Origin of the sequence: Ruania halotolerans, assembly GCF_021049285.1 — a bacterium.
Lineage (GTDB): Bacteria > Actinomycetota > Actinomycetes > Actinomycetales > Beutenbergiaceae > Ruania > Ruania halotolerans.
In genome coordinates, this window is the sequence record NZ_CP088017.1 from 2279805 (window position 1) to 2304513 (window position 24709).

Sequence of the window (24709 nt, forward strand, 5' to 3'; positions counted from 1 at the left end):
GAACTCTCGCGCTGCCTCAGGCAGCGCCGAGCACGTCGACGACGTAGGCGGACGCAGGAGCCCCGTCACCGGCCGGTGCGAGCACCAGCACGCGCGATCCGACCGGAACGTCAACCACCGCGTCGACGATCGACCCGCGGCCGACGACATTCGAGAACGGTCCGCTTCCAGGCGTGCCGTCGACCGTCCAACTGCTCCCGGCCGAGGCTCCGTCCCAGGTGGTGCCTGCGAATCCGACCACGACCGTGTCTCCGGCAGCCACCGCCTCTCCGGAGCCCTCAGCGAGCACGATCGTGGCGACCTCCCCCGGTTCCGTAGCGCCCTCGGGGACCGCGATACTGGCCGGTTCGCCGAGTGCGCCGTTGACGGTCACCGCAAGCTCCTCGGCCGGTGTCACCTCCGTGGCGTCCGCTTGACCCGTCTGCTCGGCGTCGTAGGCGCCGACCAGGTCCACGACGAAGACGATGGTGTCATCCGGCCCGATCCCGGCATTCGGGTTTCCGCCCTGTGGGCCATATCCGAGGTCGGCAGGGATGCTCATCAGCAGCCGCGATCCGATCGCGTGCTCCGGGATCCCCTCGGTCCATCCCTGCACCACACCGCTGAGCGGGAACATCGACGGAGCCTCGCGGCTGTAGGAGTCGTCGAAGGTCTCCTCTGCTCCCCAGACGATGCCGGCGTAGTGCGCCAGGACGTACGCGTCCGGTTCCACCACGGCGCCGTCTCCTTCGGAGAGCACCTCCACCTGGAGCCCTTCGGGCGGGGTCTCGCTGGAGAACGTGAACTCGGGCGCCTCGCCGAAGGCCCCGGACGCCTCAGCTCCCGTGACCTCCCCATTCTCGGGCGGGGCGCTCTGCTCGTCAGTCGGTTCGCCAGTCGGTTCGGCAGGAGAGGCTCCGCCGCCGGCGCACCCAGTGAGCACCAAGGCGCCGGCCAGGAGAAGGGCAAGGGGGCGCAAGGGGCGCACGGTCACGTCTGGCTCGTCTCGTTGTTCGGGGCTGTCGCACCACGACGGCCGCGCTACTCGCAGCGGAGCAGCGCGGCCGTCGGTGCAGAGGTCAGTACTGAAGGTGGATCAGTGGAAGGAGTCACCACAAGCACACGAGCCGCCCGCGTTGGGGTTGTCGATGGTGAAGCCCTGCTTCTCGATGGTGTCCGCGAAGTCGATGGTGGCTCCCGCGAGGTAGGGCACGCTCATCTTGTCGACAATCACCTGGACGCCCTCAAAGTCCCTCACGGCGTCGCCATCAAGGTACCGCTCGTCGAAGTAGAGCTGGTAGATCAGCCCGGAGCAACCGCCGGGCTGCACGGCGACGCGCAGCCGCAGGTCGTCCCGGCCCTCCTGTTCGAGGAGCGCCTTCACCTTGGTAGCGGCCACATCGGTCAGGGCCACCTCGTGCTCAAGCGCTTCGGTGGTAGTTGTGGTCTGCGTCATCTGTCTCTCCGAAGGTCGTGCGCGCCGGTCGGGCCGGCCTGCTAGAGGGGCAACGTCACCGAGCCCGCTCCTGTTCCCGGCACGCCCTTGGGCGCGATCCGGCCCTGCCAGGATACGTCACTGCGCCCAGGTCCGGCGGATTCGCTCTCCTCGTCTCACCATGGCCGTCCACGGGTCCGCCTCCGACGCTGGGCCACGATGCGGACTTGCGATCGGCGCGTCCACCACCGGATAGGTCGCACTCACACCGATCCGCGCGCCGTCGCGCCGGCTCGTCTGCACCTGGGCACCGAGGGCCACCACGGGCAGCCCGACGGCCATGGCTGCCCGTCCGACCGTGGCCACCACCGACTCGTGCATGGCGCTGCCATCGAGCGTCGTGGTTCCGGTGACCACCAAATCGGCCGTGGCCACGATGTCGGTAAGACCGATCTCCGCCGCGACCACGTCCGCACCCGGCAGGATCCGAGCTCCCAGCAGGGCAAGCGCGTAGGCCGCGCCACCACCGGCGCCAGTGCCATAGTCGCGAGAGGGCCGGATCTCTGCCCGTGGCGCACGGTACTGCGGGGTGAGCACACCGAGCCCGGGAGTCCGATCCGGCTCGGCAGACGGAGTCGTATCGGCCGCGCCCGAGCGGACGAGCGCGGCGCAGTACTCCCCCACCGTCCGCTCCGCGTCCTGCGCAGCCGCCGGGGTGATCCCCGGCAGATGAGCGAGCGCCGCGCCGGCCCCGGTCAGCCCGAGCAGCGGTAGGTCCGTCGCGGAGGCCAGATCCACCTGCACGCCGGCGAGTCGGTCTCGCAACGCCGCCAACGGCGGCGACGACACATCTGCGGCCAGACCCCAGCGCTGCGTGAGACGTTCGAGCAGACCACGTCCGCCGTCGTGCACGGCGACCTGTCCGAGGCCAAGGACCACCCGGGAGGCCCCGGTCGCGAGTGCGGCGAGCAGCAGGTCCGCCACTGGTGCGGTGGTGCCGGTCCGCAGCAGCCGGCCTGGCCCATCTGCTCCCGCTCCCGCCCCAAGCACGAATGCTCCATCGACGTATGCCGTGCCGCCACCTCGTCCCCGGACGTGCAGCAACTCGACCGGCACGAGCTCACCATCCGGAGCCGAGCCCGCAGGCGACACAGGAACGGGGAGCAAGTCGCCGCCCCGAGCCGCTCGGATCGCCTCGACCATCCCGGCACCGCCATCGCTCATCGGTCGTTCGACCACGCGATGCCCGTGCTCACGCCAGGACTGGGCGAGCGCGCGCGCCACATCCGCAGCAGCCAACGGGCCGATCCGATCGGGACTGATCACCACATGCACGCCGCCATCCTCTCAGCCGGCGGCACGAGTCGAGCCCCGCCTCGACTAGGCTGGCGCTCGTGTTCGGACGGAAGAAGATCGAGGACGCCGCACCTGCCGCTGAGGAGGACGTGCCCGCCGGCAAGGGTCGGCCGACCCCCAGGCGTCGTGATGCCGAGGCGCGGAACAAGCGACCCTTGGTGCCGACAGATCGGCGCGCAGCCCGGCGCGAGCAACGGGCGAAGTACGCCGAGGCACGCGAGCGGATGAACCAGGCAATGGTCACCGGTGACGATCAGCACATGCCCGCCCAGCACCGCGGCCCGGTGCGTCGCTATCTGCGCGATTTCGTTGACGCCCGATGGAACCTCGGCGAGATGTTCCTGCCGATCGCGGCACTGATCGTGCTCATCATGCTCAGCGCGAGCTTTCTGCCGATCCCGCCTGACGTGGTGCTGATCGCGTTCTACTCGCTCTACATTGTGGTCTTCATCGCGTTGGCAGACGCCATCATCCTGGCCGTGCGGCTCCGCAAGCGGGCCCGGGTCAAGTTCGGCACTGACCGGGTCGGCCGGGGTGTGCTCATGTACGTGGTGATGCGAGCGTTCCAGTTGCGCCGCACTCGCCTACCGAAACCGCAGGTCACCAGGGGCTCCTTCCCCAGCTGAGCCGCACCGGCGCCGGTGACCGACGATAGGATCGCGATATGCGCTTTCGTCACCTTGGCCGTTCAGGCCTCAAGATCAGCGAGATCACCTACGGCAACTGGATCACCCACGGCTCTCAAGTCGAGAACGACACGGCGACCGCGTGCGTGCGAGCGGCCCTGGACGCCGGAATCACCACCTTCGACACGGCCGACGTGTACGCGAACACCAAGGCCGAAGAGGTGCTCGGTGCCGCCCTCGCCGGTGAGCGCCGGGAGAGCCTGGAGATCTTCACGAAGGTCTACTTCCCGACCGGGCCCATGGGCCCGAACGACACAGGTCTGTCGCGCAAGCACATCATGGAGTCCATCAATGGCTCACTGCGCAGACTGGGTACCGACTACGTCGACCTCTACCAGGCACACCGATTCGACTACGCGACTCCACTGGAAGAGACGATGCAGGCGTTCGCTGACGTCGTCCGTTCCGGTAAGGCGCACTACATCGGCGTCAGCGAGTGGACTGCCGAACAACTACGTGCCGGGCACGCGCTGGCGCGGGAGCTGGGCATCGGCCTGATCTCTTCTCAGCCGCAGTACTCGATGGTGTGGCGGGTGATCGAGGACGAGGTTGTGCCCACCTCGGCCGAACTCGGCATCTCTCAGATCGTGTGGTCCCCCGTGGCCCAGGGAGTGCTGACCGGCAAGTACCTGCCCGGCCAGCCGGCACCGGAGGGCTCCCGCGCAGCCGATACCCAAGGCGGGGCCAAGATGATCGGTGGCCTGCTCGGCAAGGAAGAGCTACTGCGGCGGGTCCAGGATCTGCGTCCAGTCGCGGCGGAACTCGACCTGACGATGGCGCAACTCGCGGTGGCGTGGGTGCTGCAGAACGAGAACGTGGCGGCAGCACTGATCGGTGCCTCACGACCGGAGCAGGTGGCCGAGAACGTCGCAGCCTCCGGGGTGGAGATTCCGGCGGAGATCATGACCACGATCGACCAGATCCTTGGCGAGAGCGTCGTGCGGGATCCGCGGGTCACCGATGACGTCTCCCCCAAGGAGCGTCTCTGCTGATCAACCAGCAGCCGTCAGGTGAACAGGGTGCCGCCTACCGCACCTTCGTGAGTGCCCTGTTCACCTGACCGGGCCAGGCGGGGCCGCCGTAGATGAACGCCGTATACGCCTGGACCGCCGTGGCGCCGGCCGCTAGGTATTCCCGCGCATCTGCTGCAGTGGAGATTCCACCGACGCCGAGGATCACTGGCTTAGGCCCGAGGACCTCGCGCACGCGGCGCACGACCTGTACTCCTCGTTCGCGGACCGGCGGGCCGGACAGACCACCGGGCCCGTGGTCGTGGTCGATCGTGGTGTTCACGGCCACCACCCCGGCCAGATCCAGGTCACGGGCGAGCCGGGCCACAGCATCGACATCCGCATCAGCCAAGTCGGGGGCAATCTTCACCAGCACGGGAACCTCACGCGCGGCGGCCGCTCGCGCAGCGTCGCGGACCGCTTCGAGGATTGGGCGCAGCGCCTCGGTCTGCTGAAGATCACGCAGACCTGGAGTGTTCGGGGAAGAGACGTTGACCACCAGATAGTCCACGTGCGCAGCGACAGCCCGGGCGCTGATGACGTAGTCCGTCACCGCTGCTGCTGCAGGCGTGACCTTCGACTTGCCGATGTTGGCGCCAATCACCATCCGGCGGCCATGCGGGGTGCGGCGCAACTGCTGCAGGCGCGTCGCCGCGGCGGCAGCACCGGCGTTGTTGAAGCCCATCCGGTTGCGTAGCGCGCGTTCGGGCACCAAGCGCCACAGCCGCGGCGGAGCATTCCCGGGCTGGGGACGGGCCGTGACGGTACCGACTTCGACGAAGGCGAATCCCATCGCGTCCAGCGCCGCCGCCATCGTGGCGTCCTTATCGAAACCGGCAGCGACGCCGAGCAGACCCGGGATCTCACGATCAAACAGGCGCGTCGTGGAACCCTCTGATCGGCCAATGGTTCGGCGCAGCCCTTCGCGCATGGGCGCGACTGCGCCGGCCACCCGGATCAACAGAGTAGCGATCCGGTGCGCAACCTCGGGGTCGACCCGGGTGAAGACGGAAGAGAAGAAGGCGCTGTACGGGTTGACCACGATTTCAGCCTACTGGCACAGCGAGGTCTTAGGTGTGCGCGATCCTGGCCGGAGAGGAGCGCCACATCCAGAACAGTCCCAGCAACGGCAGTACCGCGGGTACGTACCCGTAGCCGGCACCGAACTGCGACCAGACGGTTGACTCGCCGAACAGTTCGGGGTGCCACAGGCTGAGCGCGCCCACTGCGCCCACGCCGAGCAACTCCGTGGAGACCGTGATCCAGGCGATGCGGCGCATCCGTCGCCCATTGTGCGCCATCGCCACCGTCGCAGCGATGTAGATCAGCGCGGCGAGCGCCGAGAGCGAATACGCCAGCGGCGCCTCACTGGCGTCCCGGATCAACTGGACACTCGCGCGCGCCGTCGCGGAGAGCGCGAAAACTCCGTAGACGAAGATCAGCACTCGGCCCGCACCGTAGGCGGGCCGGCGCGAATCCTCAGCCGATTCCGACTGCGCGACTGATTCCCGGCTCATACGATTCCCACACTCCACAGCTGGTGCACCCGCACCTGCATCACCACCACCGTCACACACGCTGCGACGAGTACCACCGAGCTCCACCTGGTTCGCTCAACCACCGCGACCACTGCCGCGGCCGGGAACACCAGCAATGCTGTGACCAGATACCCCCAGAACAGCACGGGGTCCACCTCGTTCCCGCGGGCAATCCACACAGCGGCCACGATCATCTGCATCACGATTCCTGCCTCGATCGCTCCCGCAGCGATCAGCTGGCGCAGGATCACCGGCGAGTTCCGCGCCGCCCGCCATCCGGCCCATCCGGCCAGCACGAGCGAAGCCGCGATGAGCACGAGGATCACAATGGGCACTGCTGCAGAGTAGTCGCTTTCCAGCGGCAACTGCTGGACCCACCCATCGGCGCAACCCGCCCCACCCCGTCCGTAGGACCACCCCGAGCACACGGCCTCGCCTACGATGGAAGGTGTGACGGAACTGAAGATCAGCACCAAGGACCCTGCCCGCCTCGCCACCGATGCGCTCGTCATCGGTGTGGCCTGCGAGAGCGGCGCACCACGCATCGAGGGTGCTGACGCCCTCGGCAAGGGCGCCCGCGCGGGAATCGAACGAGCGATCACGCTGCTCGGGGTCACCGGGGAAGTCGGTGAGGTCACGAAGGTGCCCGCCGGTGGCGAACTCAAGGCCGACCTGCTGGTGCTCACCGGAACGGGCGCCCCGGTCGAGGACCCCGAGACGGCGCGCGAGCGGTTGCGCCGGGCCGCGGGAGCCGCGCTCGCTGCCCTCGCCGGTACTGCGCACGTGTCCCTCGCACTTCCCGTGGCAGACGCCGAGAGCCTGCGTGCCGTGGCCGAGGGAGCCCTGTTCGGCAACTACCGGTTCGCCGAGGGCAAGAAGGCCAAGGAGCCGGTGAAGGCGATCGAACTGATCGCCCCAGGGGTGCGAACCAAGGATGCCAAGGGCGAACTCGCACGTGCCGAGGCCATCGCCGACGCCGTGCATGGTGCCCGGGACCTCGTCAACCTCGCTCCCAATCTCCTCTTCCCGGAGTCCTTTGCCGCCCGCGCCGTGGCCGCCGCCAAGGGAACCGCGGTGAAGGTCACGGTGCTGGACGAGGCGGAGCTGCGCGCCGGCGGGTTCGGCGGCCTGATCGGCGTGGGACAAGGGTCCGCACGCGGACCTCGCCTGGTCAAGCTCAGCTACCGGCCGGCACGCGCCCGCCGGCACATCGCGCTCGTCGGCAAGGGCATCACCTTCGACTCCGGCGGTCTCTCCCTCAAGCCCGCGAAGGGGATGGAGACCATGAAGAACGACATGGCCGGCGCCGCCGCAGTGCTGCACGCCGTCCTCGCCGCTGCACGCCTCGGCCTTCCGGTCGCCGTCACGGGTTGGCTCGCCCTGGCCGAGAACATGCCCTCTGGTTCCGCTCAGCGCCCCTCGGACGTAATCACGATCCGAGGCGGGAAGACGGTCGAGGTCCTCAACACCGATGCGGAGGGGCGGCTCGTGATGGCCGATGCACTGGTGGCAGCGACTGAGGAGGGACCGGACGCTGTGATCGACATCGCCACCCTGACCGGTGCACAGATGGTCGCGCTCGGAAACCAGGTCAGCGCCGTGATGGGGTCCGAGGACGTTCGTACCGATGTGGTGGCCGCCGCTGGTCGTGCCGGTGAGCAGTTCTGGCCGATGCCGCTGCCCGATGAGTTGCGCGCCTCGATGAATACTCCGATGGCGGATATCGCCAACATCGGCGACCGTTTCGGCGGCATGTTGGTTGCCGGGCTGTTCCTGCGCGAGTTCGTCGGCGAGACCCCGTGGGCGCATCTGGACATCGCCGGCCCCGCCTTCAACGACGGCGCCCCTCGCCACTACGTGCCCAAGGGCGGCACGGGCGTCGGTGTGCGCACCCTGGTCGAGATGCTCAGCGGATCCGCCCAGACGTGAGGCACGCCACTGTGGCGCACGACCGCTGCGGTTGGGCCTGCCACGCCGTCAGTGCCAAGATGGTGGTGCGCCAAGCGCCCGGTGGCGCAGGCGCATGCCGGACCAGGAGGTGCACGTGAGCGGAGACGGTCAGCCGTGGGACGTCGTCGTCCTCGGAGCGGGCAGCGGTGGGTACGCCACCGCACTGCGTGCCGCGCAGCTGGGTCTTCAGGTCGCGCTGATCGAACGTGAGAAGCTCGGTGGTACCTGCCTGCACCGTGGCTGCATCCCCACCAAGGCCCTCTTGCACGCCGCGGAGGTGGCCGATCAGATCCAGCACGCCACTGACCTGGGCCTGCATGCCACGTTCGAGGGCGTCGACGCCGGTGCCCTGCACAGGTATCAGCAGAAGGTGGTCGGCCGGCTCTATCAGGGCTTGGAGGGATTGGTCTCGGCCAGCTCCGTGGATGTGTTCGCCGGAGACGGTCGGCTCATCTCCTCCGACACTGTGCAGGTCACCGCCCAGGACGGCAGCACACAGAATGTCACCGGCCGGCACGTGGTGCTTGCCACCGGTTCGCGCAGCCGCAGCATCGCGGACATCGAGATCGGTGGGCGCATCCTCACCTCCGATGGAGCGCTCGACCGCAGAGGCATTCCGCGCCATGCGGTCGTCCTCGGTGGCGGTGTGATCGGGGTCGAGTTTGCGAGCCTGTGGCGATCGCTCGGCGCAAAGGTCACCGTCATCGAAGCCCTTGACCGCCTAGTCCCGGCTGAAGACCCGGCGCTCTCGTCCGGGCTCGCCCGGGCATTCCGCCGCCGCGGTATCGAGGTACGCACCTCCGCACGGGTGGCCTCGGCCACCCAGGATGCCGACGGCGTTCGCGTCGTCCTGGCCGATGGCGCCGCTGTGGAGGGTGACATTCTCCTCGTCGCCGTCGGCCGCGAACCTGTGTCGGACGAAGCCGGCCTCGCCGAGCAGGGCCTCACGATCACGAGCGCCGGTGTGCGCACCGACGAGCACCTGCACACCGGGGTCGGCGCGATTTATGCCGTGGGCGACCTGGTTCCTGGTCTGCAGTTGGCGCACCGCGGTTTCGCGCACGGAATCGCCGTCGCTGAACGAATCGCCGGCCGGGACCCGCTCCCTGTGGTCGAGGAGACGATCCCGCGGATCACCTACAGCGATCCAGAGCTCGCCTCCGTCGGGCTCACCGAACCCGCCGCCCGCGAGCAGTACGGCGACGACGGCGTGCAGGTGGTGGAATACTCCCTCGCCGGCAACGGTAAGAGCCAGATCCTCGGTACGACCGGCCTGGTCAAAGTCGTGCGGCAGACTGAAGGACCGATCGTCGGTGTTCACCTCATTGGTGCCCGAGTCGGCGAGCAAATCGGGGAGGCACAACTCTGGGTCGGCTGGGAGGCCTACCCTCAAGACATCGCCACCTTCATCCACGCACACCCGACGCAGAATGAGGCACTGGGCGAGGCCGCGCTGGCCCTGGCCGGTCAGCCATTGCACTCCCACACCTGAAGACCCCCGAGAAGGAGACTGAAGAGGTCATGTCCCAATCCGTACAGATGCCCGCCCTCGGCGAGAGCGTCACCGAAGGTACTGTGACGCGCTGGCTCAAGGCCGTGGGAGACACGGTCGAGGTGGACGAACCTTTACTCGAGGTCTCCACCGACAAGGTTGACACCGAGATTCCGTCCCCGGTTGCTGGGGTGCTCGAGAAGATCCTCGTTGAGGAGGATGAGACTGTCGAAGTGGGGGCAGATCTGGCCGTTGTCGGCTCAGGTGAGGGCGCATCCGCTGACGATGAGCCCGCCCAGGAGGAGTCGGCTCCCGCCGATGAGGACACCTCCGAGGCTGCGCCGACGGCTGAGGAGAGCGCCGACAGTGCGCCATCGACTGACGAGGCCTCCGAAAGTGCGCCGTCTACCGACGAGGCTCCCGCTGCTGAGCCGGAGCCAGAGGCGGACGCCCCGGCCCAGAGTGAGGACTCGGGATCGGGCGAGCGGACCGCCGTTACCCTGCCCGCCCTCGGCGAGAGCGTCACCGAAGGGACAGTCACCCAGTGGTTGAAGTCCGTCGGTGACACGGTCGAGGTCGATGAGCCGCTGCTCGAAGTCTCCACTGACAAGGTCGACACCGAGGTGCCTTCGCCAGTTGCCGGCACAGTGCTCGAAATCCTCGTCGGCGAAGACGAGACCGTCGAGGTTGGCGGAACACTCGCCTACGTCGGCGCCGCAGATGGCGCGTCGGCTCCTGCGGACGCCCCCGCCAAGGAGGCTCCGGCCGAGCAGGAATCAGAACCGGCAACCGAGCCGGAAACCACGCCCGCACCTGAGCCCGAGCCCGAACCTGAGGCTAAGGCCGCGACCGAACCAGAGCCCGAAGCCAAGCCAGCGGCCAAGTCCGAGCCCGAAGCCACTCCGAAGGATCCGGAGCCGGCTGCCACGGACTCGAGCGGATCCGACACGCCGTATGTCACCCCGCTGGTTCGCAAACTCGCCGCAGACAAGGGCGTGGACCTGGCCGAGCTCACCGGCACCGGCGTGGGAGGACGCGTCCGCAAACAGGATGTCCTGGATGCCGCAGAAAAGGCGGCCGCACCTGCACCCGCTGCGGAATCTGCACCGGCCGCTGCCCCATCGACGGCTGCACCCAAGCAACCGGACGTCTCGCCGCTACGCGGCACCACCGAGAAGATGTCCCGACTGCGCAAGATCGTCGCGCAGCGGATGGTGGAGTCGTTGCAGACCTCGGCGCAGCTGACCACGGTCGTGGAGGTCGACGTCACGAAGGTGGCGCGGTTGCGTGCCAGGGCCAAGTCCGAATTCCAGGCACGGGAAGGCGTCAAGCTCACCTTCCTGCCCTTCTTCACCCTGGCTGCGACAGAGGCGCTCAAGCAGTTCCCGAAGCTGAACGCGAGCATTGACGGGGACGAGGTGGTCTACCACGGCAGCGAGAACGTCGGGATCGCCGTGGACACCGAGCGCGGCCTGGTGGTGCCGGTGATCAAGGAGGCTGGCGACCTGAACATCGCGGGCATCGCCCGCAAGATCGCCGATCTGGCCTCCCGGACCCGCGACAACAAGGCGACTCCGGATGAGCTCGGTGGCGGCACGTTCACCATCACCAACACCGGCTCCGGTGGCGCGCTGTTCGACACTCCGATCCTGCTCCAGCCGCAGGTCGGGATCCTCGGGGTCGGCACCATTGTGAAGCGGCCGGTCGTCGTCACCGACGCAGACGGTGGCGAAGTGATCGCGGTACGTTCGATGGTCTACCTGGCCCTGTCCTACGACCACCGACTGGTGGACGGCGCGGACGCCGCCCGGTTCCTCACGGCGATGAAGAACCGGCTCGAAGAGGGCGAGTTCGAGGCCGCGCTCGGTCTCTGACCTCACCCAGCGGGGCCAGTGCCCTGCTAGGCACCGCTGATCAGGGTGCCCGCGGCTTTCGAGCCGCGGGTACCCTGATCGGTATTCGACCGCAGGAGGTTGGCGTGGCTGTCGTCGTGATCGCAGGATCGTCCGGATTTCTCGGTAGCGCGCTGACCGAACTGCTGAGCGCCGATGGCCATGAGGTACGGCGGCTGGTGCGGCGCCCAGCCCGCGCGCAATCGGAGATCTCCTGGGATCCGTCCACCGGTCATCTCCCGGATGAGGCTTTGACTGGAGCCTCGGCAGTGGTCAACTTCGCTGGTGTGGGCGTCGGTGATCGGCGGTGGTCGCCCACACGACGGCAGGCCATCCTCACCTCCCGGGTTGCTCCGACGACGCTGCTGGCCACGCGGATCGCTGCCACCGGCCGGACCGATCTCAGCCTGGTGAACGCCTCGGCCGTGGGGTTCTACGGCGACCGCGGCGAGGAACAGATCGACGAAGGATCGACAGCAGGGGCCTCCTTCTTGGCGACCGTCTGCCAGGCGTGGGAGGCGGCCGCCGATCCTGCGCGTGCGGCGGGTGCCCGCGTGGTGCACCTACGCACCGGCATCGTCCTGGACGCCAAAGGTGGCGCGCTCACGCGGATGCTGCCGCTGCTGAAACTCGGCCTTGCGGGCCCGCTCGGTGATGGCGGCCAATGGTGGCCGTGGATCACCCGGGAGGATGTGCTGAAGGCGATCGAGCACCTGCTGCTGCGGTCGACTCTGCACGGACCGGTGAACCTCACCGCCCCGCACCCGGAGCGCAATCGAGACGTGATGACCGCCCTGGCCTCCGCCGTCGGCAGGCCTGCCGTGCTCCCGGTGCCCGCGTTCGCTCTTCGTCTCGCGCTCGGCGGGTTCGCCGGCGAACTGCTCGCCTCGCAGCGGGTGATCCCGTCCGCACTTCTCGGCGACGGCTTCACCTTCACGTGGCCAGAACTCGATCGTGCTGCGAAGCACCTCCTCGGTGACTGACCGCCGGCTGTCGCCCTGAGGTCTGCCGGCAGCGACCGGGCGTCGCGGAACAGTCCCTAGCAGGCAGCGACGTCCGCCACTCGCCACTCGCCCACGTGCCTGCTCAACGAGAGCTCTGTGCATCTGCCGCGTTGTGCCGGCACCGAACGCACGGCACCGGTGGGGTCGATCCGCTCGTGCGCAGTTTGCGTGATCACGGCGCGCACCTGCGATGCGGTGCCGTTGACCTCCAGGACCTCCACCTCGCTCACCTCACTGGCGAGTCCCGCCACCCGCTCCCCCGCCTGCTGCAACGACTCCAGCACGGCCGCATCGCGCTCGGCAGCCGGAGAACCAGGTACTGTCACCGTCGCCAGCAATTCGCTGTCACCGGAGACCAACGCCTCGTCGCGGATCGCAGTCAATTCCACGACCCGAGAGTCCCTGACCGCATCCGTGCCTGATCCGGCCGTTCGAGGCAGAAGGCGCGATGGCCCTGCAGGCGCGTCCATACCCGCCCCCGAACCCAGCACTGCGCTCAGCACAACCACGGCTACCCCACCGAAAGCCGCCACCCAGGCCCTCGGTCGGCTGCGCCGGTGCCGTCCTCGCCGCCGCTGCCGCCGCGCGGGAACGGTGGTGGTCGATGCTCGCGCCGCGTGCTCCCGCAACGTCGCCGCTGCCAGAGTGTCAGCATCCGCCGGCGCGATCGCTGCCCGCTGGTCCGCGAGTGCGTAAGCGGCAGCCGCGGCGCTCGGCCGGCGCGCCGGGTCCTGGTCGAGCAGATCCTTCAGCTCCGACCGGACGTCGCTGCGCTCCCCGGGTGCGGCCGCCCAGATCGCCGTGGTCGCGATCGAGTACACATCGGCTGGAGCACCCGGCGCCGCCCCGCACCGCACCTCAGGTGCTGCAAATCCGGGCGTGCCACGTTCACGTCCCGGAATGCCCAGCAGGTCCACCAGTACGGGTCGAAGCTTCGCCCCCTGCGATCTCGGCGCCGATCCGGTGTGCGCACGTGACCCGGCGCCCTCCGTGTCATCGTCGGGCACGAGCACGACGTTCGCCGGCGCCACATCGGCATGCACGATCCCCGCTTCATGGAGATGCGTCACACCGTCCAGCATTGCGCGTGCAAGTGCCAGGCACTCCGGGGCCGAGAGGCCACGGCGCGCTGTGTGCATCGTGGCAAGCGTCGGGCCTTCGACCATGGCAGAGACGAGCGCGATCTGCCCGCCCGGCAGTTCACGCCGCTCCCGCAACGGTGCCAAGGCAGGGTGCGAAAGGCCGCGGAGCGCACCATATCGGCGCACCAGCACCTCTCGTTCGGTCGTGGACTCAGGGCGGACGGTACGGATCGCCACGCGTTCACCGCCCGGGGTCTCGGCCGTCCAGACGGCGCTGCCCCCACCCACCCCCGCGACTCCGATCACGCGGTAGCCCGGCAGTCGTGGTTGATCGGTCATGAAGCTAGCCAACACCCACCGCGCTGATGCGTGCAGGCCCTATCCACAGGCGAGGTTCCCGAGGGGTGGACGGGCTGTTCTGCCCGCGCCCGCGCCACGCCGTCAGCGCCTACAGTGGCGGGATGAGGACTCAGCGCTGGGATCTCGGGCATGGCCTGATCCCCTATGTCCGCGCGTGGGACCACCAGCGCCACGTGCATAGCCAGGTCGCCGAGGGTGGCGAGGACACCCTGATCCTGCTCGAGCACGAGTCCGTCTACACAGCCGGCAAGCGCACCGCTTCATGGGACCGGCCCACCGATGGCACCCCGGTGATCGATGTGGACCGAGGTGGACGGATCACCTGGCACGGGCCTGGGCAGCTCATTGCCTACCCCATCCTCCGGTTGACCGAACCAGTGGACGTCCTCGCCTACGTCCGCGCGCTGGAACAGGCCGTCATCGATGCAGTGGCCGAGTTCGGCGTGCGGGCCGAACGGGTCGAGGGTCGTTCGGGTGCGTGGGTCCGCGGTGACGAGGATCGCAAGGTGGCGGCGATCGGGGTCCGGGTGGCTCGTGGAGTGACCATGCACGGCGTGGCCATCAATGTCTGTCCGGATCTGCAGGCATTCGGCACCATCGTCCCGTGCGGAATCAGCGATGCCGGTGTGACGTCACTCACCGAACTCACCGGACGTGAGGTAAGCGTGCTCGACTGTGCCGCCCGGTTCGAACCGCATCTGCGGCGCACACTCGCGCCATTGCGGCGCTCGGAGGATCTCCTGGAGCCCCGGGGGGTTGACCATCGGGACACCACGCCGCACACGCCCCAGGTCATAGGCTGACTCGAGCCAGCAACTCAAGCGAAGGGAGTCTCGGGTGGCCATCGCTCCCGAGGGACGACGGATGCTTCGCGTGGAAGCGCGCAACGCGGCCGTCCCGATCGAGAAGAAGCCGTCGTGGATCAAGACGCGAGCCACGATGGGCCCGGAGTACACCGAGCTGCAGTCGTTGGTACGCCGCGAGAAGCTCAACACAGTCTGCGAGGAGGCGGGCTGTCCGAACATCTTCGAATGCTGGGAGGATCGCGAGGCGACCTTCCTGATCGGCGGCGACCAATGCACGCGGCGCTGTGACTTCTGCCAGATCGACACGGGCAAACCGGCTGCCTTCGACGCCGACGAGCCGCGCCGCGTCGCTGCCTCAGTCCAGGCGATGGGCCTGCGCTACTCCACCGTGACGGGCGTGGCCCGGGATGACCTTCCTGACGGCGGTGCCTGGTTGTACGCCGAGACGGTGCGTCAGATCCATCAGGTGAACCCCGGCACCGGGGTGGAGCTGCTGATTCCGGATTTCAATGCGGACGCGGCACAGCTCGCCGAGGTCTTCTCCTCCCGCCCGGAGGTGCTGGCCCACAACCTGGAGACGGTGCCACGAATCTTCAAGCGGATCCGCCCCGGCTTCCGCTACGACCGCTCGCTCTCCGTCCTCACTGCCGCGCGCCGGGACGGGCTGGTGACCAAGTCGAACCTGATCCTGGGCATGGGCGAGACCATCGAGGAGGCCGCGGACGCGCTGCGCGACCTGCACGAGGCCGGCTGCGACCTCGTCACCATCACGCAATACCTGCGTCCCTCTCCCCGGCACCATCCGGTGGACCGGTGGGTGCGACCGGAAGAGTTCGTGGAACTTTCCGACGAAGCAGAGCGCATCGGGTTCGCGGGTGTCATGGCAGGTCCGTTGGTCCGCTCCTCCTATCGGGCCGGCCGACTGTGGGCGCAGGCGATGTCCCGCCGGGGCGAGCAGATCCCGGACTCACTGGCGCACCTCACGCAGCCCGGGAGTGCCCGGCAGGAGGCGGCTTCCCTACTGCGTCGGTGACGCCGGACGCACGCGCCCGCTCACGCGTGCGGCGTGAGGTGAGTGGGCGCCGTCGGGAATGCTCGGACTGACCGGTAGGCTGGGCGCCATCATGGCGAAGAACACCTCCCCCGACGCGGACACGACATCCAAGCCCAAGAAGAAGCGCTGGTACCACCAGATCTGGGAAGTCTTCCAGATGGTCCGCAAGGCGCAGCCGAGCATCGTGGCGTGGTTGCTACTGGTGTTCCTCGGCGTGGTCGGGATCGGTGTGGCCCTCGGGTTCGTCTTCGACCAGGTGCTGTACTTCACCTTCCTCGCCGTTCCGTTCGGCGCCTTGGCGGCCATGTTCCTGCTCGCCCGGCGCGCGGAGACGGTGGCCTACCAGCGCATCGAAGGTGAACCGGGTGCTGTGTCGGCGGCGCTGGGCACGATCCGTCGAGGGTGGAACATCTCGGATGAACCGGTCGCCGTTGATCCCCGCACGCAGGACATGGTGTTCCGTGCCGTGGGCCGTCCCGGTGTGGTGCTGATCTCCGAAGGGCCCGCCCATCGGGTACCAAAACTCCTCGAGGGTGAGCGCAAACGCGTGGCGCGAGTCATCCCGAATGTGCCGATCACGCTGCTGCAGTGCGGAGATGACGATGGCCAGGTCAAACTCGCCAAGATCGCCGGCGCTGTGAAGCGGCAGAAGAACGTGCTCACCCGCAACGAGGTGGCCGAGGTGTCCAAGCGGCTGCGAGCCCTTCGCTCGAACGCCTTGCCGATTCCCAAGGGTGTGGATCCGCGGCGTGCTCGCCCGGACCGCAAGGGAATGCGCGGGCGCTGACGGGTTGCTCGCCGCTCGCTCGCCCCGGGCGAGCGCTGCGCGAACTCAGCGTCGCTGAATTCGAGTGCCCGCGGCTCGGTCGTGCGCCCCACGCCCCTCCGGGTCGGTCACGACGGCCGGGATCACCAGGCAGACCAGCAGTGTGCGCACTAGCGCACGCAACGGACCAGGAAGGCCGCCAGTGTCGGTCCGGACTGCGAGTCCGAGGAGGCGGTGCCCGATCGTGCTGCCGGCTGTTCCCACCAGGAGCACGGTCATCGCCGCGAAGACGCCCAGCGTGGCCATCGGATCGAAGGCGAAGAATCCCGCGCTGATGGCCGAGGCGACCGCCCAGTCGACCGCGAGTGCCAGGATTCGGCGGCCCCATCCCGCAGTCCCGTTCTGCGGGGCGGGCCCGGTGGTGGCGTTCACTCCGACAGCCTACGGCGCACCGGACGCCCAGCCATGCACCTCGTCCGTATGCAGGAATGGCCCGACGGCGGAACACCGGCACCGTTTAACATGGCCGACACATTACGGTCATGGTGGAGAAACGCTGTCCGCCTACCGTGAACACGTCTGGAAGACGCATGTCCCACCATCAAGGAGCCCTGGATGTTCAGTAGTGCCGAGGAGGCCATCGCCTTCACCAAGGAGCAGGACGTCAAGTTCGTCGACGTACGGTTCTGCGACCTGCCGGGGGTGATGCAGCACTTCAACATCCCAGTCGAGGCCTTCAATGAGGACGCCTTCTCCGACGGCCTGATGTTCGACGGTTCGTCGATCCGCGGGTTCCAGGCGATCCACGAGTCCGACATGAAGCTCATCCCGGACGTCACGAGTGCGTTCATCGACCCGTTCCGCACGCAGAAGACCCTCGTGGTGAACTTCTCCATCGTGGACCCGTTCACCGACGAGCCCTACTCGCGTGACCCACGCAACATCGCCGCGAAGGCCGAGGCCTACCTCGCCTCGACCGGCATTGCCGACACGGTGTACTTCGGCGCCGAGGCCGAGTTCTACATCTTCGACGACGTTCGATTCCAGACCGGTCCGGACTCGAGCTACTACTTCATCAACTCGAACGAGGCCGCGTGGAACACCGGCCGTGACGAGGAGGGTGGCAACCGCGGGTACAAGACCCGGTTCAAGGGCGGCTACTTCCCCGTCTCCCCCAACGATCAGATGGCTGACCTGCGCGACTCGATGGTCTCGGTCATGCAGCAGAACGGCCTCGAGGTCGAGCGGGCGCACCACGAGGTGGGCACCGCCGGTCAGCAGGAGATCAACTACCGGTTCAACACGCTGCGCGCTTCGGGCGATGACCTGATGAAGTTCAAGTACATCGTGAAGAACGTGGCGTGGGAAGCGGGCAAGTCGGCCACGTTCATGCCTAAGCCGATCTTCGGCGACAACGGTTCGGGGATGCACTCACACCAGTCGCTGTGGAAGAACGGCGAGCCGTTGTTCTACGACGAGCGTGGCTATGGTGGTCTGTCCGACATCGCTCGCTGGTACATCGGTGGTCTGCTGGCACACGCGCCGTCGTTGCTGGCCTTCACGAACCCGTCCCTGAACTCCTTCCACCGTCTGGTGCCGGGATTCGAGGCCCCGGTGAACCTGGTGTACTCGGCTCGGAACCGCTCTGCCTGCATCCGGATCCCGGTCACCGGTACCTCACCGAAGGCCAAGCGGGTGGAGTTCCGGGTGCCGGACCCGTCCTCGAACCCGTACCTGGCGTTCTCGGCGATGCTGATGGCTGGTCTGGACGGGATCAAGAACCGCATCGAGCCGCCGGAGCCGGTGGACAAGGACCTGTACGAGCTCCCGCCTGAGGAGCACGCGCAGATCGCACAGGTGCCGGACTCGTTGACCGGTGTGCTCGATGCACTCGCGGCCGATCACGACTACCTCACCGAGGGCGACGTGTTCACGCCCGACCTGATCGAGACCTGGATCGACTACAAGCGCACCAACGAGGTTGACGCCGTGCGCCTGCGGCCGCACCCGCACGAGTTCGAGCTGTACTACGACCTGTGAGGAGTGAGCGGAGCTTGCGGAGCGAGCCCCGCCAACAGGTCGTCACCAACAGAGACCTGTGAGGAGTGAGCGGAGCTTGCGGCGCGAGCCCCGCCAACAGGTCGTCACCAACAGAGACCTGTGAGGAGTGAGCGAAGGCCCCGGATCCCCTGCGGATCCGGGGCCTTCGTCGTCCCGTACCCGCCGCCAGACGGTATGAAATTTATTTTCGCCGTCACGCAATAATCGCGATAACCCTTGACACCGGTCGACCACGCTCCTACGGTCCTGGACAGGCGCACCGGGCGAGGACGCCCAACGGTCATCACACCGTCGCGCCGTCCGACACAGGAGGTTCTCGTGAAGGATCCAGGCAGAAGGCGCTTTGTGCGCCCGGTGACGGTAGCGATGGGCGCTGGCCTATTACTGAGCGGGGTCGCGCCCGCATCCGCTGAGACGGAACCATCGCCGGCCCATGACATCGTGGCGATGGTCGACTCGATGACGCTGCAGGAGAAGATCGGCCAGATGACGTGGACCCACGTCTACGGTTCGTCCGCTCAGGACGCCTCGATGGCCGCAAGCAACCAGGCACGTTACGGCGTCGATACTCCCGCCGAGGTGGTGGAGAAGTACGACTTGGGCGGTGTGCTCTACTTCGCCTGGTCAGGGAACACCAACAACCCCCAGCAGATCACTGCCCTCTCCAATGGGCTGCAGGACGCCGCGCTGGGCGAGGACGGCCCCGGAGTCCCGCTCGCCGTGACGATCGACCAGGAGGGTGGCCTCGTCGCCCGCATCGGGCCACCTGCCACGCAGCTTCCGGGGAATATGGCGCTCGGTGCCACTTTCGATGCCGACCTCGCGCGTGCCCAGGGCGAGATCCTCGGCGCCGAGATGCAGGCCATGGGTATCAACGTTGACTTCGCCCCCGTGGTCGACCTCAACTCCAACCCGGACAACCCCGTCATCGGCATCCGATCGATGGGCGAAGACCCTGACGCTGTCAGTGAGCTCGGGGCTGCCCAGATCGAGGGCATCCAGGAGTACATCGGTGCGACGGCGAAGCACTTCCCCGGGCACGGGGACACCGAGGTCGACTCCCACTTCGGCCTGCCCGTCGTCACCTACGACCGTGCAACGCTGGACGACCACCTGCAGCCGTTCCAGGCGGCGATCGATGCTGGTGTGGACATGATCATGACCGCACACATCATCGTCGAGGCGATCGATCCTGATCTGCCGGGAACCTTGTCATCGGAGGTGCTCACCGGCCTGCTGCGGGAGGAGATGGGTTTCGACGGCATCATCACCACCGATGCACTCGATATGGGCGCGATGACGGACAACTGGTCGCAGGAGGAGATGTCGGTCCTGGCGATCCAGGCTGGCTCGGACATTCTGCTCAACTCCCCCGACGTCGATGCCTCGATCGCCGGGGTCGAGCAGGCTGTGGCCGACGGCGTCATCACCGAGGACCGGCTCGACGAGTCAGTCACCCGGATCCTGGAATGGAAGGCGGAACGGGGCGTCCTGGACGACCCGTACGCCGATCCCGGTGCAGTGGATTCCGTCGTCGGGAACTCGGCCCACCTGGAGACGGCCGCGACAATCGCGAACCGCTCCATCACTCTGCTGCGCAACGAGGATCGCCCCCTCCCGCTCGACGTCGCCACCGACACAGTGCTTGTGGTCGGCGCCGGAGCAGCGTGGCCGGAACGCCTGGGGCCGATGTTGGCCAATCGCGGATTCGACGTGATCGAGGAGTACGAGAACGGGAGCTCGCCCTCACCTGCCTACCGGGCCCGCGCAGTCGCTGCCGCCGAGGACGCTGACGCGGTGGTGTTCACCTCCTACAACGCCAGCAACAACACAGCCCAGCAACAGATGGTCGCCGATCTGGCCGCCACGGATACTCCGGTAGTCGTCGTCGCTGCCCGCAACCCCTATGACATCAACGTGTTCGACGACGCCGACGCTGTGCTGAACAGCTACGGCTACAACGTGGTGAACTATGCAGCCGTCGTCCGGGCCATCGCCGGTGACATCAACCCCTCCGGCGAACTGCCGGTGGACGTACCGACGGCGGACGGGAGCGAGACGTTGCTGCCCCTCGGCTTCGGCCGCCATTACCCCGGTCCGCCAGATCACGCCGGGCCACCCGATCACGCCGGTCCGCCAGATCACGCCGGTCCGCCAGATCACGCCGGGCCGCCCGACCATGCCGGGCCACCCGACCACGCCGGACCGAACAACTGACCCCGTCCACCTCAACGAAGAGGAGCCACGATGAGCAGACGTACCTGGAGAGGACTTGCGGTGGGTGCCGCGCTGGCGATGGCGGTGACCAGTTCATTCGCACCGATGGCACCTGGTGAGAGACCCGATACCCCACCCGGGCTCGATCGTCCGCTCGAGCTCGGCGTCGAGGTCCTCCTCGATGACCTCACCCAACTGGAGGGGCAGCGAGTCGGCATCATCACCAACCCCACCGGCGTCACCTCGGAGCTGACCCATATCATCGACGCGCTGATCGCTGGTGAGGAGGACGGCGGCTACGAGGTCACCGCCCTGTACGGGCCCGAGCACGGGGTGCGCGGCGGGGTCCCGGCCGGGGCGTACGTGGAGAGCTATGTCGACGAGCGGACCGGGCTTCCGGTGTACTCCCTGTACGGCCCCACGAGGAAGCCGTCACCGGAGATGCTTGCCGACGTCGACGTCCTACTCTTCGACATCCAGGACATCGGCGCACGCTTCTACACCTATATCTGGACGATGTACTACGCGATGGAGGCGGCCGCCGAGAACGACAAGGAGTTCGTAGTGCTCGACCGGCCGAACCCGCTCGGCGATCGGATGGATGGTCCGGTGCTGGAATATCCGGAACTCAGCTCGTTCGTGGGTCTACGGGAAATTCCGCTCCAGCACGGAATGACAGTGGGCGAGCTCGCGCAGTTCTTCAACGGTGAACTGCTTCAGAATCCGGCGGACCTGGACGTCGTGGAGATGTCCGGCTACGACCCGAGCGAGATCGTCGCAGAGTGGGACATGCCGTGGGTGCTGCCTTCACCGAATATCCCCACCCATGAGACAGCGTTGGTGTATCCCGGAACCGGTCTGATCGAGTCGATCAATGTGTCCGAGGGGCGCGGCACCACCAAACCGTTCCTGTGGTTCGGCGCGCCCTTCATCGATGAGACGGAGTCGTCCGCTCTCGCGGCCGACCTCAACTCGCGTGGCCTGGACGGTGTGACCTTCCGGCCGGCGTCCGCCACGCCGTCGGCGAGCAAGCATGCCGGTCAGTTCTCGGGCGGCCTCGAAACGCACATCACCGACCCGGCAGCGTATGAATCCTTGCGGGTGGGCGTGCACGTTCTCGACGCGCTGTTCACCCACATCGATGAGGTGGACTGGCGAGAGGGCGAGGGCTGCCGCACGCCGGAGGACCGATGCTGGATCGACTTGCTATCAGGCACGAGGGATGTGCGCGCTCAGCTCGAGGCCGGCGTCGCTCCGGACGAGATCGTCGCCGGATGGGACGAGGATCTGGCTGCGTTCGCTGCGCTCGCCGAGCCGTACCGCCTCTACGACGACCAGCACCCGGGCCGCGGTCACGGTCGTCACTAACCGACTCGGGCCGAGAGGGCTGCGAGCAGTCACCCTCTCGGCCCGGGCCGGGTCAGATCATCAGGTCAGGGTGGCGGTGAAGGTTCTGCCGTGGGCCTGATGCGTCCGGACGGTGACCTTGGTCCCACCCGGTACGCGGGCAACCGTGACGCCGTCATCGGCCTCGGCCAGGGCGAGCGGGCGGCCACGGACCGTCACCGAGACGCTCTCACGACGCATCGTCGGGTCGGAGACGGCAAGCTCCACGGCTCCGTCGCGCCGCCGGGCGATCACCGACGCGGGACCATCGATCGCAAGCCGCTCCGCCTGATGGGTTCCCTCCACGAACACGTTCGCGGCCACCACACCGAGCCCGGTGTGCTTGACAGCCTGGACCCGGTCGTTGTTCCGCAACACGCTGAGCGGTCCTGGATAGGCCGCCAACGACGCCTCGTCTGCGTGCGGCAACAGCGCGTATGCGATCGCGTCGGGCCCTGATCCGGCCGGATGATTCACACTGAGGCCGAACACCTGCTTGGTCACCCGAGTGTTCGGGTTGGAGAGGCGGATCGCCCGCCTGCTGCGGGTGACAACCTCGAGTGTGACATCGACGTCGTGCTCGTCCAGCAGAACATACCCGACGGCGCCACCCTGATCGGCGTTGACGTAGCGCAACCAGGCAAGAGGTGCCTCGCCGGTGCCTGACCATGGGCTCCCATCGCGGAGTGCTCCGGTGATCTGCACGTCGTCTCCCGGGTTCGCGATCCTGGAGTCGAGACTCGTCACCGCATCGCGCCCCGATCTACCGTCGATACCGGCTGCGAGGACGACGACCTCATCATCGAACATGAACCAGGACTTGGTGGCGCTGGCGTTCTGATAGGTGACGAAGTCCTCCGGGAGGATCCCGGCCTGCTTATCTGCGTACGCGACGTCGTCAGAAAGCACCATGGCGACGGCGCCGAGACTTCCCAGGGTGGCCCCGCCCGAGTGGGGATTCGTGCCGCGCGGGAAGTAGACGTAGGTGTTCTGGGATTGGGACGAGGAAGTGAACTCGAGCGGATGGTCCGGGTTCTCGTACCAGCGTTCACCATACAGCTCGGGGATACTGCGACGTTCCTCCACGGGCGCTGTCACACCGCCGAAGCGGTACGGCGCCACGGTCGTGTAGTAGTCGACGCCGAAAGCCTCGGTCTGATCCACATCGGAGAGGTAGAGATGGTGCGCGCCGTCGCCCTGGAACCAGGGCAGGAGATTCTCGCCGTTCATGTACTCGTACTTACTGATCCGGTCCGAACTGCGCGCCAGGGCGAAGGCGTAGCCCGGGCGCCGGTGCACCGTCCGGTCCATCGCGTTGAACGCCACATGGTCTTCGTCCGGATTGAGGTCGGCAGCGGGGATCGACGAGTCGCCGACGATCTGCGCGAACCGGGCAATGCTGACCGGTGAGTCGAAACGGGACGAGTCGAGCATCTCGGGTGAGGCGGAGTCGAGATGCTTCACGTACGCCTCGAGATCGGAGGCGTCCTGGTCGCTCGCATAGGCCGACAGATCGACGATGGCCTCGGCCACCACCCGCACGTCGGTGTATCCGGTGGTGGTCCGCGAGACGGCACGCCCCTTGACGATCTCCATCATCCAGCCCTGATAGATCAGCGGGGCGAAGCCATGGCGGACCCAACCCGTCACGACCGCAACGAGGTCCGCGTTGCTGGTCTGTGACGTACCGTCGAGGATCTTCACGGTCTGGACAACCCTGGTGAGCAAACCCTTCCCGTAGGAGCCCGTGTAGGCGACCGAATGGTGCTGGATGAAGGAGCCGTCCGCGTAGTATCCATCGGTCACGCCATGGGCAAGGTTGTACGGATCAATCGTGGCGAACACGGTCGACTGGTCCGCGATTGCCTTGGAGATGCGCGCGTCGTCGCCGGTGAGGGCGCCCTGCAGGATGCGGTTGGTGGTGATGTCGGCCAGGTTCGCACCGGTGTGGAAGCGGGAATCGAGATTCACATCGCCACCGACGCCGTTGCGCAGGTAGGCGTCCATCGTCGCGATGTAGGTGGTCACTAGATCTGGCCGGTAGGTGGCGAGTTCGTCGGCCAGGAGGACAAGCGTGCGCGTGACGTCGGTCGGGAAGCCGATCTCCCAGTTGAACCAATTGCCGTAGTAGCCCGCCTGCTGGTCGGCGAGATAGTGCTCGTGCAGCCAGACCAGGCCGTCGATCACCTGCCGCTGAACGTCGACGTCATCGAGCAGGTCGGATCCGGGAGTACGGGTCGCCAGGGCGATCTCGTAGAGGTAGGTGGTCGTCCGGCGCAGGTGGGTGTCATTCGAGCCCAGCGGCTGCCCGGCGAAAAGCTCGCCGGCGCCGGCGTCGGCCATATCTGCCAATCGGATCTGCGCGGCGGACTCGATCGCCGCCACCTTCGGCGCAACCTCCGGACGCGCATTCGACTCGGTGGTACCAGCCAGCATCGCCACAGTGTTGGCGAGCAAACGGGTGTGCTGCGTCGGCGTGTCGGCATGTGCCAACAGCGGAGCGCCGACGGTGAAGAGTCCAGCGGCGGGAATGATGGACAAGACGTGACGGCGGGTGAGCTGCATCGTTGCGGATCCCTGAAGTTGTCGAGAATGATCGGTAGTGACCATTTGGCATTCAATCAGAACTGCTGCG

At 67.4% G+C, this 24709-nt stretch carries 21 protein-coding genes; 12 read left to right on the forward strand and 9 right to left on the reverse strand.

Annotated features, from left to right (window positions below; translation table 11 throughout):
* Positions 1-16 precede the first annotated feature (16 nt).
* The 3 genes from LQF10_RS10105 to LQF10_RS10115 form a co-directional block, all read right to left on the reverse strand.
* Complete coding sequence (locus LQF10_RS10105; protein ID WP_231063728.1) at positions 17-973, reverse strand: FKBP-type peptidyl-prolyl cis-trans isomerase; 957 nt, start codon at positions 971-973, stop codon at positions 17-19.
* 102 nt (positions 974-1075) lie between these two features.
* The gene (gene erpA / locus LQF10_RS10110; RefSeq protein WP_231063729.1) at positions 1076-1435 is read right to left on the reverse strand and encodes an iron-sulfur cluster insertion protein ErpA; all 360 of its coding nucleotides are present in this window, start codon (positions 1433-1435) and stop codon (positions 1076-1078) included.
* 117 nt (positions 1436-1552) lie between these two features.
* A complete protein-coding gene (locus LQF10_RS10115) occupies positions 1553-2749 on the reverse strand; it encodes a glycerate kinase (RefSeq protein ID WP_231063730.1) in 1197 nt (398 codons plus the stop codon).
* A gap of 59 nt (positions 2750-2808) precedes the next feature.
* Between LQF10_RS10115 and LQF10_RS10120 the strand changes: the two genes are divergently transcribed.
* Entirely contained in the window at positions 2809-3396 is a 588-nt protein-coding gene (locus tag LQF10_RS10120; protein ID WP_231063731.1) for a DUF3043 domain-containing protein, read from the forward strand.
* A 38-nt stretch (positions 3397-3434) separates the two neighbouring features.
* Positions 3435-4448: an aldo/keto reductase family protein gene (locus LQF10_RS10125; RefSeq protein ID WP_231063732.1), complete on the forward strand. Its 1014-nt coding sequence runs from the start codon at positions 3435-3437 to the stop codon at positions 4446-4448.
* A 34-nt stretch (positions 4449-4482) separates the two neighbouring features.
* Here the strand turns inward: LQF10_RS10125 and LQF10_RS10130 are convergent, their stop codons facing one another.
* From LQF10_RS10130 to LQF10_RS10140, 3 genes are read right to left on the reverse strand one after another with little or no spacing between them, the layout of a single operon-like run.
* Entirely contained in the window at positions 4483-5508 is a 1026-nt protein-coding gene (locus LQF10_RS10130) for a quinone-dependent dihydroorotate dehydrogenase (RefSeq protein WP_231063733.1), read from the reverse strand.
* A 28-nt stretch (positions 5509-5536) separates the two neighbouring features.
* Positions 5537-5983, reverse strand: a complete 447-nt coding sequence (locus LQF10_RS10135) for a hypothetical protein (protein ID WP_231063734.1) — start codon at positions 5981-5983, stop codon at positions 5537-5539.
* On the reverse strand, positions 5980-6339 hold the full coding sequence (locus LQF10_RS10140) for a hypothetical protein (protein ID WP_231063735.1): 360 nt from the start codon (positions 6337-6339) through the stop codon (positions 5980-5982). The genes LQF10_RS10135 and LQF10_RS10140 overlap by 4 nt, the downstream gene beginning before the upstream one ends.
* A gap of 106 nt (positions 6340-6445) precedes the next feature.
* Here LQF10_RS10140 and LQF10_RS10145 point away from each other — a divergent pair, with 106 nt between their 5' ends.
* From LQF10_RS10145 to LQF10_RS10160, 4 genes are all read left to right on the forward strand, one after another.
* A complete protein-coding gene (locus LQF10_RS10145; RefSeq protein WP_231063736.1) occupies positions 6446-7933 on the forward strand; it encodes a leucyl aminopeptidase in 1488 nt (495 codons plus the stop codon).
* Positions 7934-8027: 94 nt separating this feature from the next.
* Complete coding sequence (gene lpdA / locus LQF10_RS10150; protein WP_435531388.1) at positions 8028-9446, forward strand: dihydrolipoyl dehydrogenase; 1419 nt, start codon at positions 8028-8030, stop codon at positions 9444-9446.
* 29 nt (positions 9447-9475) lie between these two features.
* Positions 9476-11320: a 2-oxoglutarate dehydrogenase, E2 component, dihydrolipoamide succinyltransferase gene (gene sucB / locus LQF10_RS10155; RefSeq protein WP_231063738.1), complete on the forward strand. Its 1845-nt coding sequence runs from the start codon at positions 9476-9478 to the stop codon at positions 11318-11320.
* 104 nt (positions 11321-11424) lie between these two features.
* Positions 11425-12321, forward strand: a complete 897-nt coding sequence (locus tag LQF10_RS10160; RefSeq protein WP_231063739.1) for a TIGR01777 family oxidoreductase — start codon at positions 11425-11427, stop codon at positions 12319-12321.
* 56 nt (positions 12322-12377) lie between these two features.
* Here the strand turns inward: LQF10_RS10160 and LQF10_RS10165 are convergent, their stop codons facing one another.
* On the reverse strand, positions 12378-13763 hold the full coding sequence (locus LQF10_RS10165) for a protein kinase domain-containing protein (RefSeq protein ID WP_231063740.1): 1386 nt from the start codon (positions 13761-13763) through the stop codon (positions 12378-12380).
* Between the two features lie 122 nt (positions 13764-13885).
* On the opposite strand from LQF10_RS10165, the gene lipB reads away from it, so the two are divergent.
* The 3 genes from lipB (at position 13886) to LQF10_RS10180 (ending at position 16431) form a co-directional block, all read left to right on the forward strand.
* On the forward strand, positions 13886-14587 hold the full coding sequence (lipB, locus tag LQF10_RS10170) for a lipoyl(octanoyl) transferase LipB (RefSeq protein WP_231063741.1): 702 nt from the start codon (positions 13886-13888) through the stop codon (positions 14585-14587).
* Positions 14588-14621: 34 nt separating this feature from the next.
* Positions 14622-15623, forward strand: a complete 1002-nt coding sequence (lipA, locus tag LQF10_RS10175; RefSeq protein WP_231063742.1) for a lipoyl synthase — start codon at positions 14622-14624, stop codon at positions 15621-15623.
* A 91-nt stretch (positions 15624-15714) separates the two neighbouring features.
* Positions 15715-16431, forward strand: a complete 717-nt coding sequence (locus LQF10_RS10180; RefSeq protein ID WP_231063743.1) for a DUF4191 domain-containing protein — start codon at positions 15715-15717, stop codon at positions 16429-16431.
* Positions 16432-16476: 45 nt separating this feature from the next.
* Here LQF10_RS10180 and LQF10_RS10185 read toward each other — a convergent pair whose 3' ends face one another.
* Positions 16477-16842, reverse strand: a complete 366-nt coding sequence (locus tag LQF10_RS10185; RefSeq protein WP_231063744.1) for an RDD family protein — start codon at positions 16840-16842, stop codon at positions 16477-16479.
* A gap of 183 nt (positions 16843-17025) precedes the next feature.
* Between LQF10_RS10185 and glnA the strand changes: the two genes are divergently transcribed.
* The 3 genes from glnA to LQF10_RS10200 all read left to right on the forward strand — a co-directional run bounded on the left by glnA (position 17026) and on the right by LQF10_RS10200 (position 22056).
* Positions 17026-18450, forward strand: coding sequence for a type I glutamate--ammonia ligase (glnA, locus tag LQF10_RS10190; protein WP_231063745.1), 1425 nt, complete (start codon positions 17026-17028; stop codon positions 18448-18450).
* Positions 18451-18930: 480 nt separating this feature from the next.
* Positions 18931-20688 (forward strand): glycoside hydrolase family 3 N-terminal domain-containing protein, encoded by a 1758-nt coding sequence (locus tag LQF10_RS10195; protein WP_231063746.1) that lies wholly within the window; start codon positions 18931-18933, stop codon positions 20686-20688.
* A gap of 30 nt (positions 20689-20718) precedes the next feature.
* A complete protein-coding gene (locus LQF10_RS10200; RefSeq protein ID WP_231063747.1) occupies positions 20719-22056 on the forward strand; it encodes an exo-beta-N-acetylmuramidase NamZ family protein in 1338 nt (445 codons plus the stop codon).
* A gap of 60 nt (positions 22057-22116) precedes the next feature.
* On the opposite strand, the gene LQF10_RS10205 is transcribed toward LQF10_RS10200, so the two are convergent.
* Positions 22117-24639, reverse strand: coding sequence for a polysaccharide lyase family 8 super-sandwich domain-containing protein (locus LQF10_RS10205; RefSeq protein WP_231063748.1), 2523 nt, complete (start codon positions 24637-24639; stop codon positions 22117-22119).
* Between the last annotated feature and the right edge of the window lie 70 nt (positions 24640-24709).

What these genes read in the sequence shown, in the direction of transcription:
- LQF10_RS10165 (WP_231063740.1), bottom strand. Translation starts at nt 13,763, where the DNA reads ATGACCGATCAACCACGACTGCCGGGCTACCGCGTGATCGGAGTCGCG.
- erpA (WP_231063729.1), bottom strand. Translation starts at nt 1,435, where the DNA reads ATGACGCAGACCACAACTACCACCGAAGCGCTTGAGCACGAGGTGGCC.
- LQF10_RS10135 (WP_231063734.1), bottom strand. Translation starts at nt 5,983, where the DNA reads ATGAGCCGGGAATCAGTCGCGCAGTCGGAATCGGCTGAGGATTCGCGC.
- sucB (WP_231063738.1), top strand. Translation starts at nt 9,476, where the DNA reads ATGTCCCAATCCGTACAGATGCCCGCCCTCGGCGAGAGCGTCACCGAA.
- LQF10_RS10195 (WP_231063746.1), top strand. Translation starts at nt 18,931, where the DNA reads ATGACGCTGCAGGAGAAGATCGGCCAGATGACGTGGACCCACGTCTAC.
- LQF10_RS10180 (WP_231063743.1), top strand. Translation starts at nt 15,715, where the DNA reads ATGGCGAAGAACACCTCCCCCGACGCGGACACGACATCCAAGCCCAAG.
- LQF10_RS10125 (WP_231063732.1), top strand. Translation starts at nt 3,435, where the DNA reads ATGCGCTTTCGTCACCTTGGCCGTTCAGGCCTCAAGATCAGCGAGATC.
- lpdA (WP_435531388.1), top strand. Translation starts at nt 8,028, where the DNA reads ATGCCGGACCAGGAGGTGCACGTGAGCGGAGACGGTCAGCCGTGGGAC.
- glnA (WP_231063745.1), top strand. Translation starts at nt 17,026, where the DNA reads ATGTTCAGTAGTGCCGAGGAGGCCATCGCCTTCACCAAGGAGCAGGAC.
- lipB (WP_231063741.1), top strand. Translation starts at nt 13,886, where the DNA reads ATGAGGACTCAGCGCTGGGATCTCGGGCATGGCCTGATCCCCTATGTC.
- LQF10_RS10200 (WP_231063747.1), top strand. Translation starts at nt 20,719, where the DNA reads ATGAGCAGACGTACCTGGAGAGGACTTGCGGTGGGTGCCGCGCTGGCG.
- LQF10_RS10145 (WP_231063736.1), top strand. Translation starts at nt 6,446, where the DNA reads ATGGAAGGTGTGACGGAACTGAAGATCAGCACCAAGGACCCTGCCCGC.
- LQF10_RS10205 (WP_231063748.1), bottom strand. Translation starts at nt 24,639, where the DNA reads ATGCAGCTCACCCGCCGTCACGTCTTGTCCATCATTCCCGCCGCTGGA.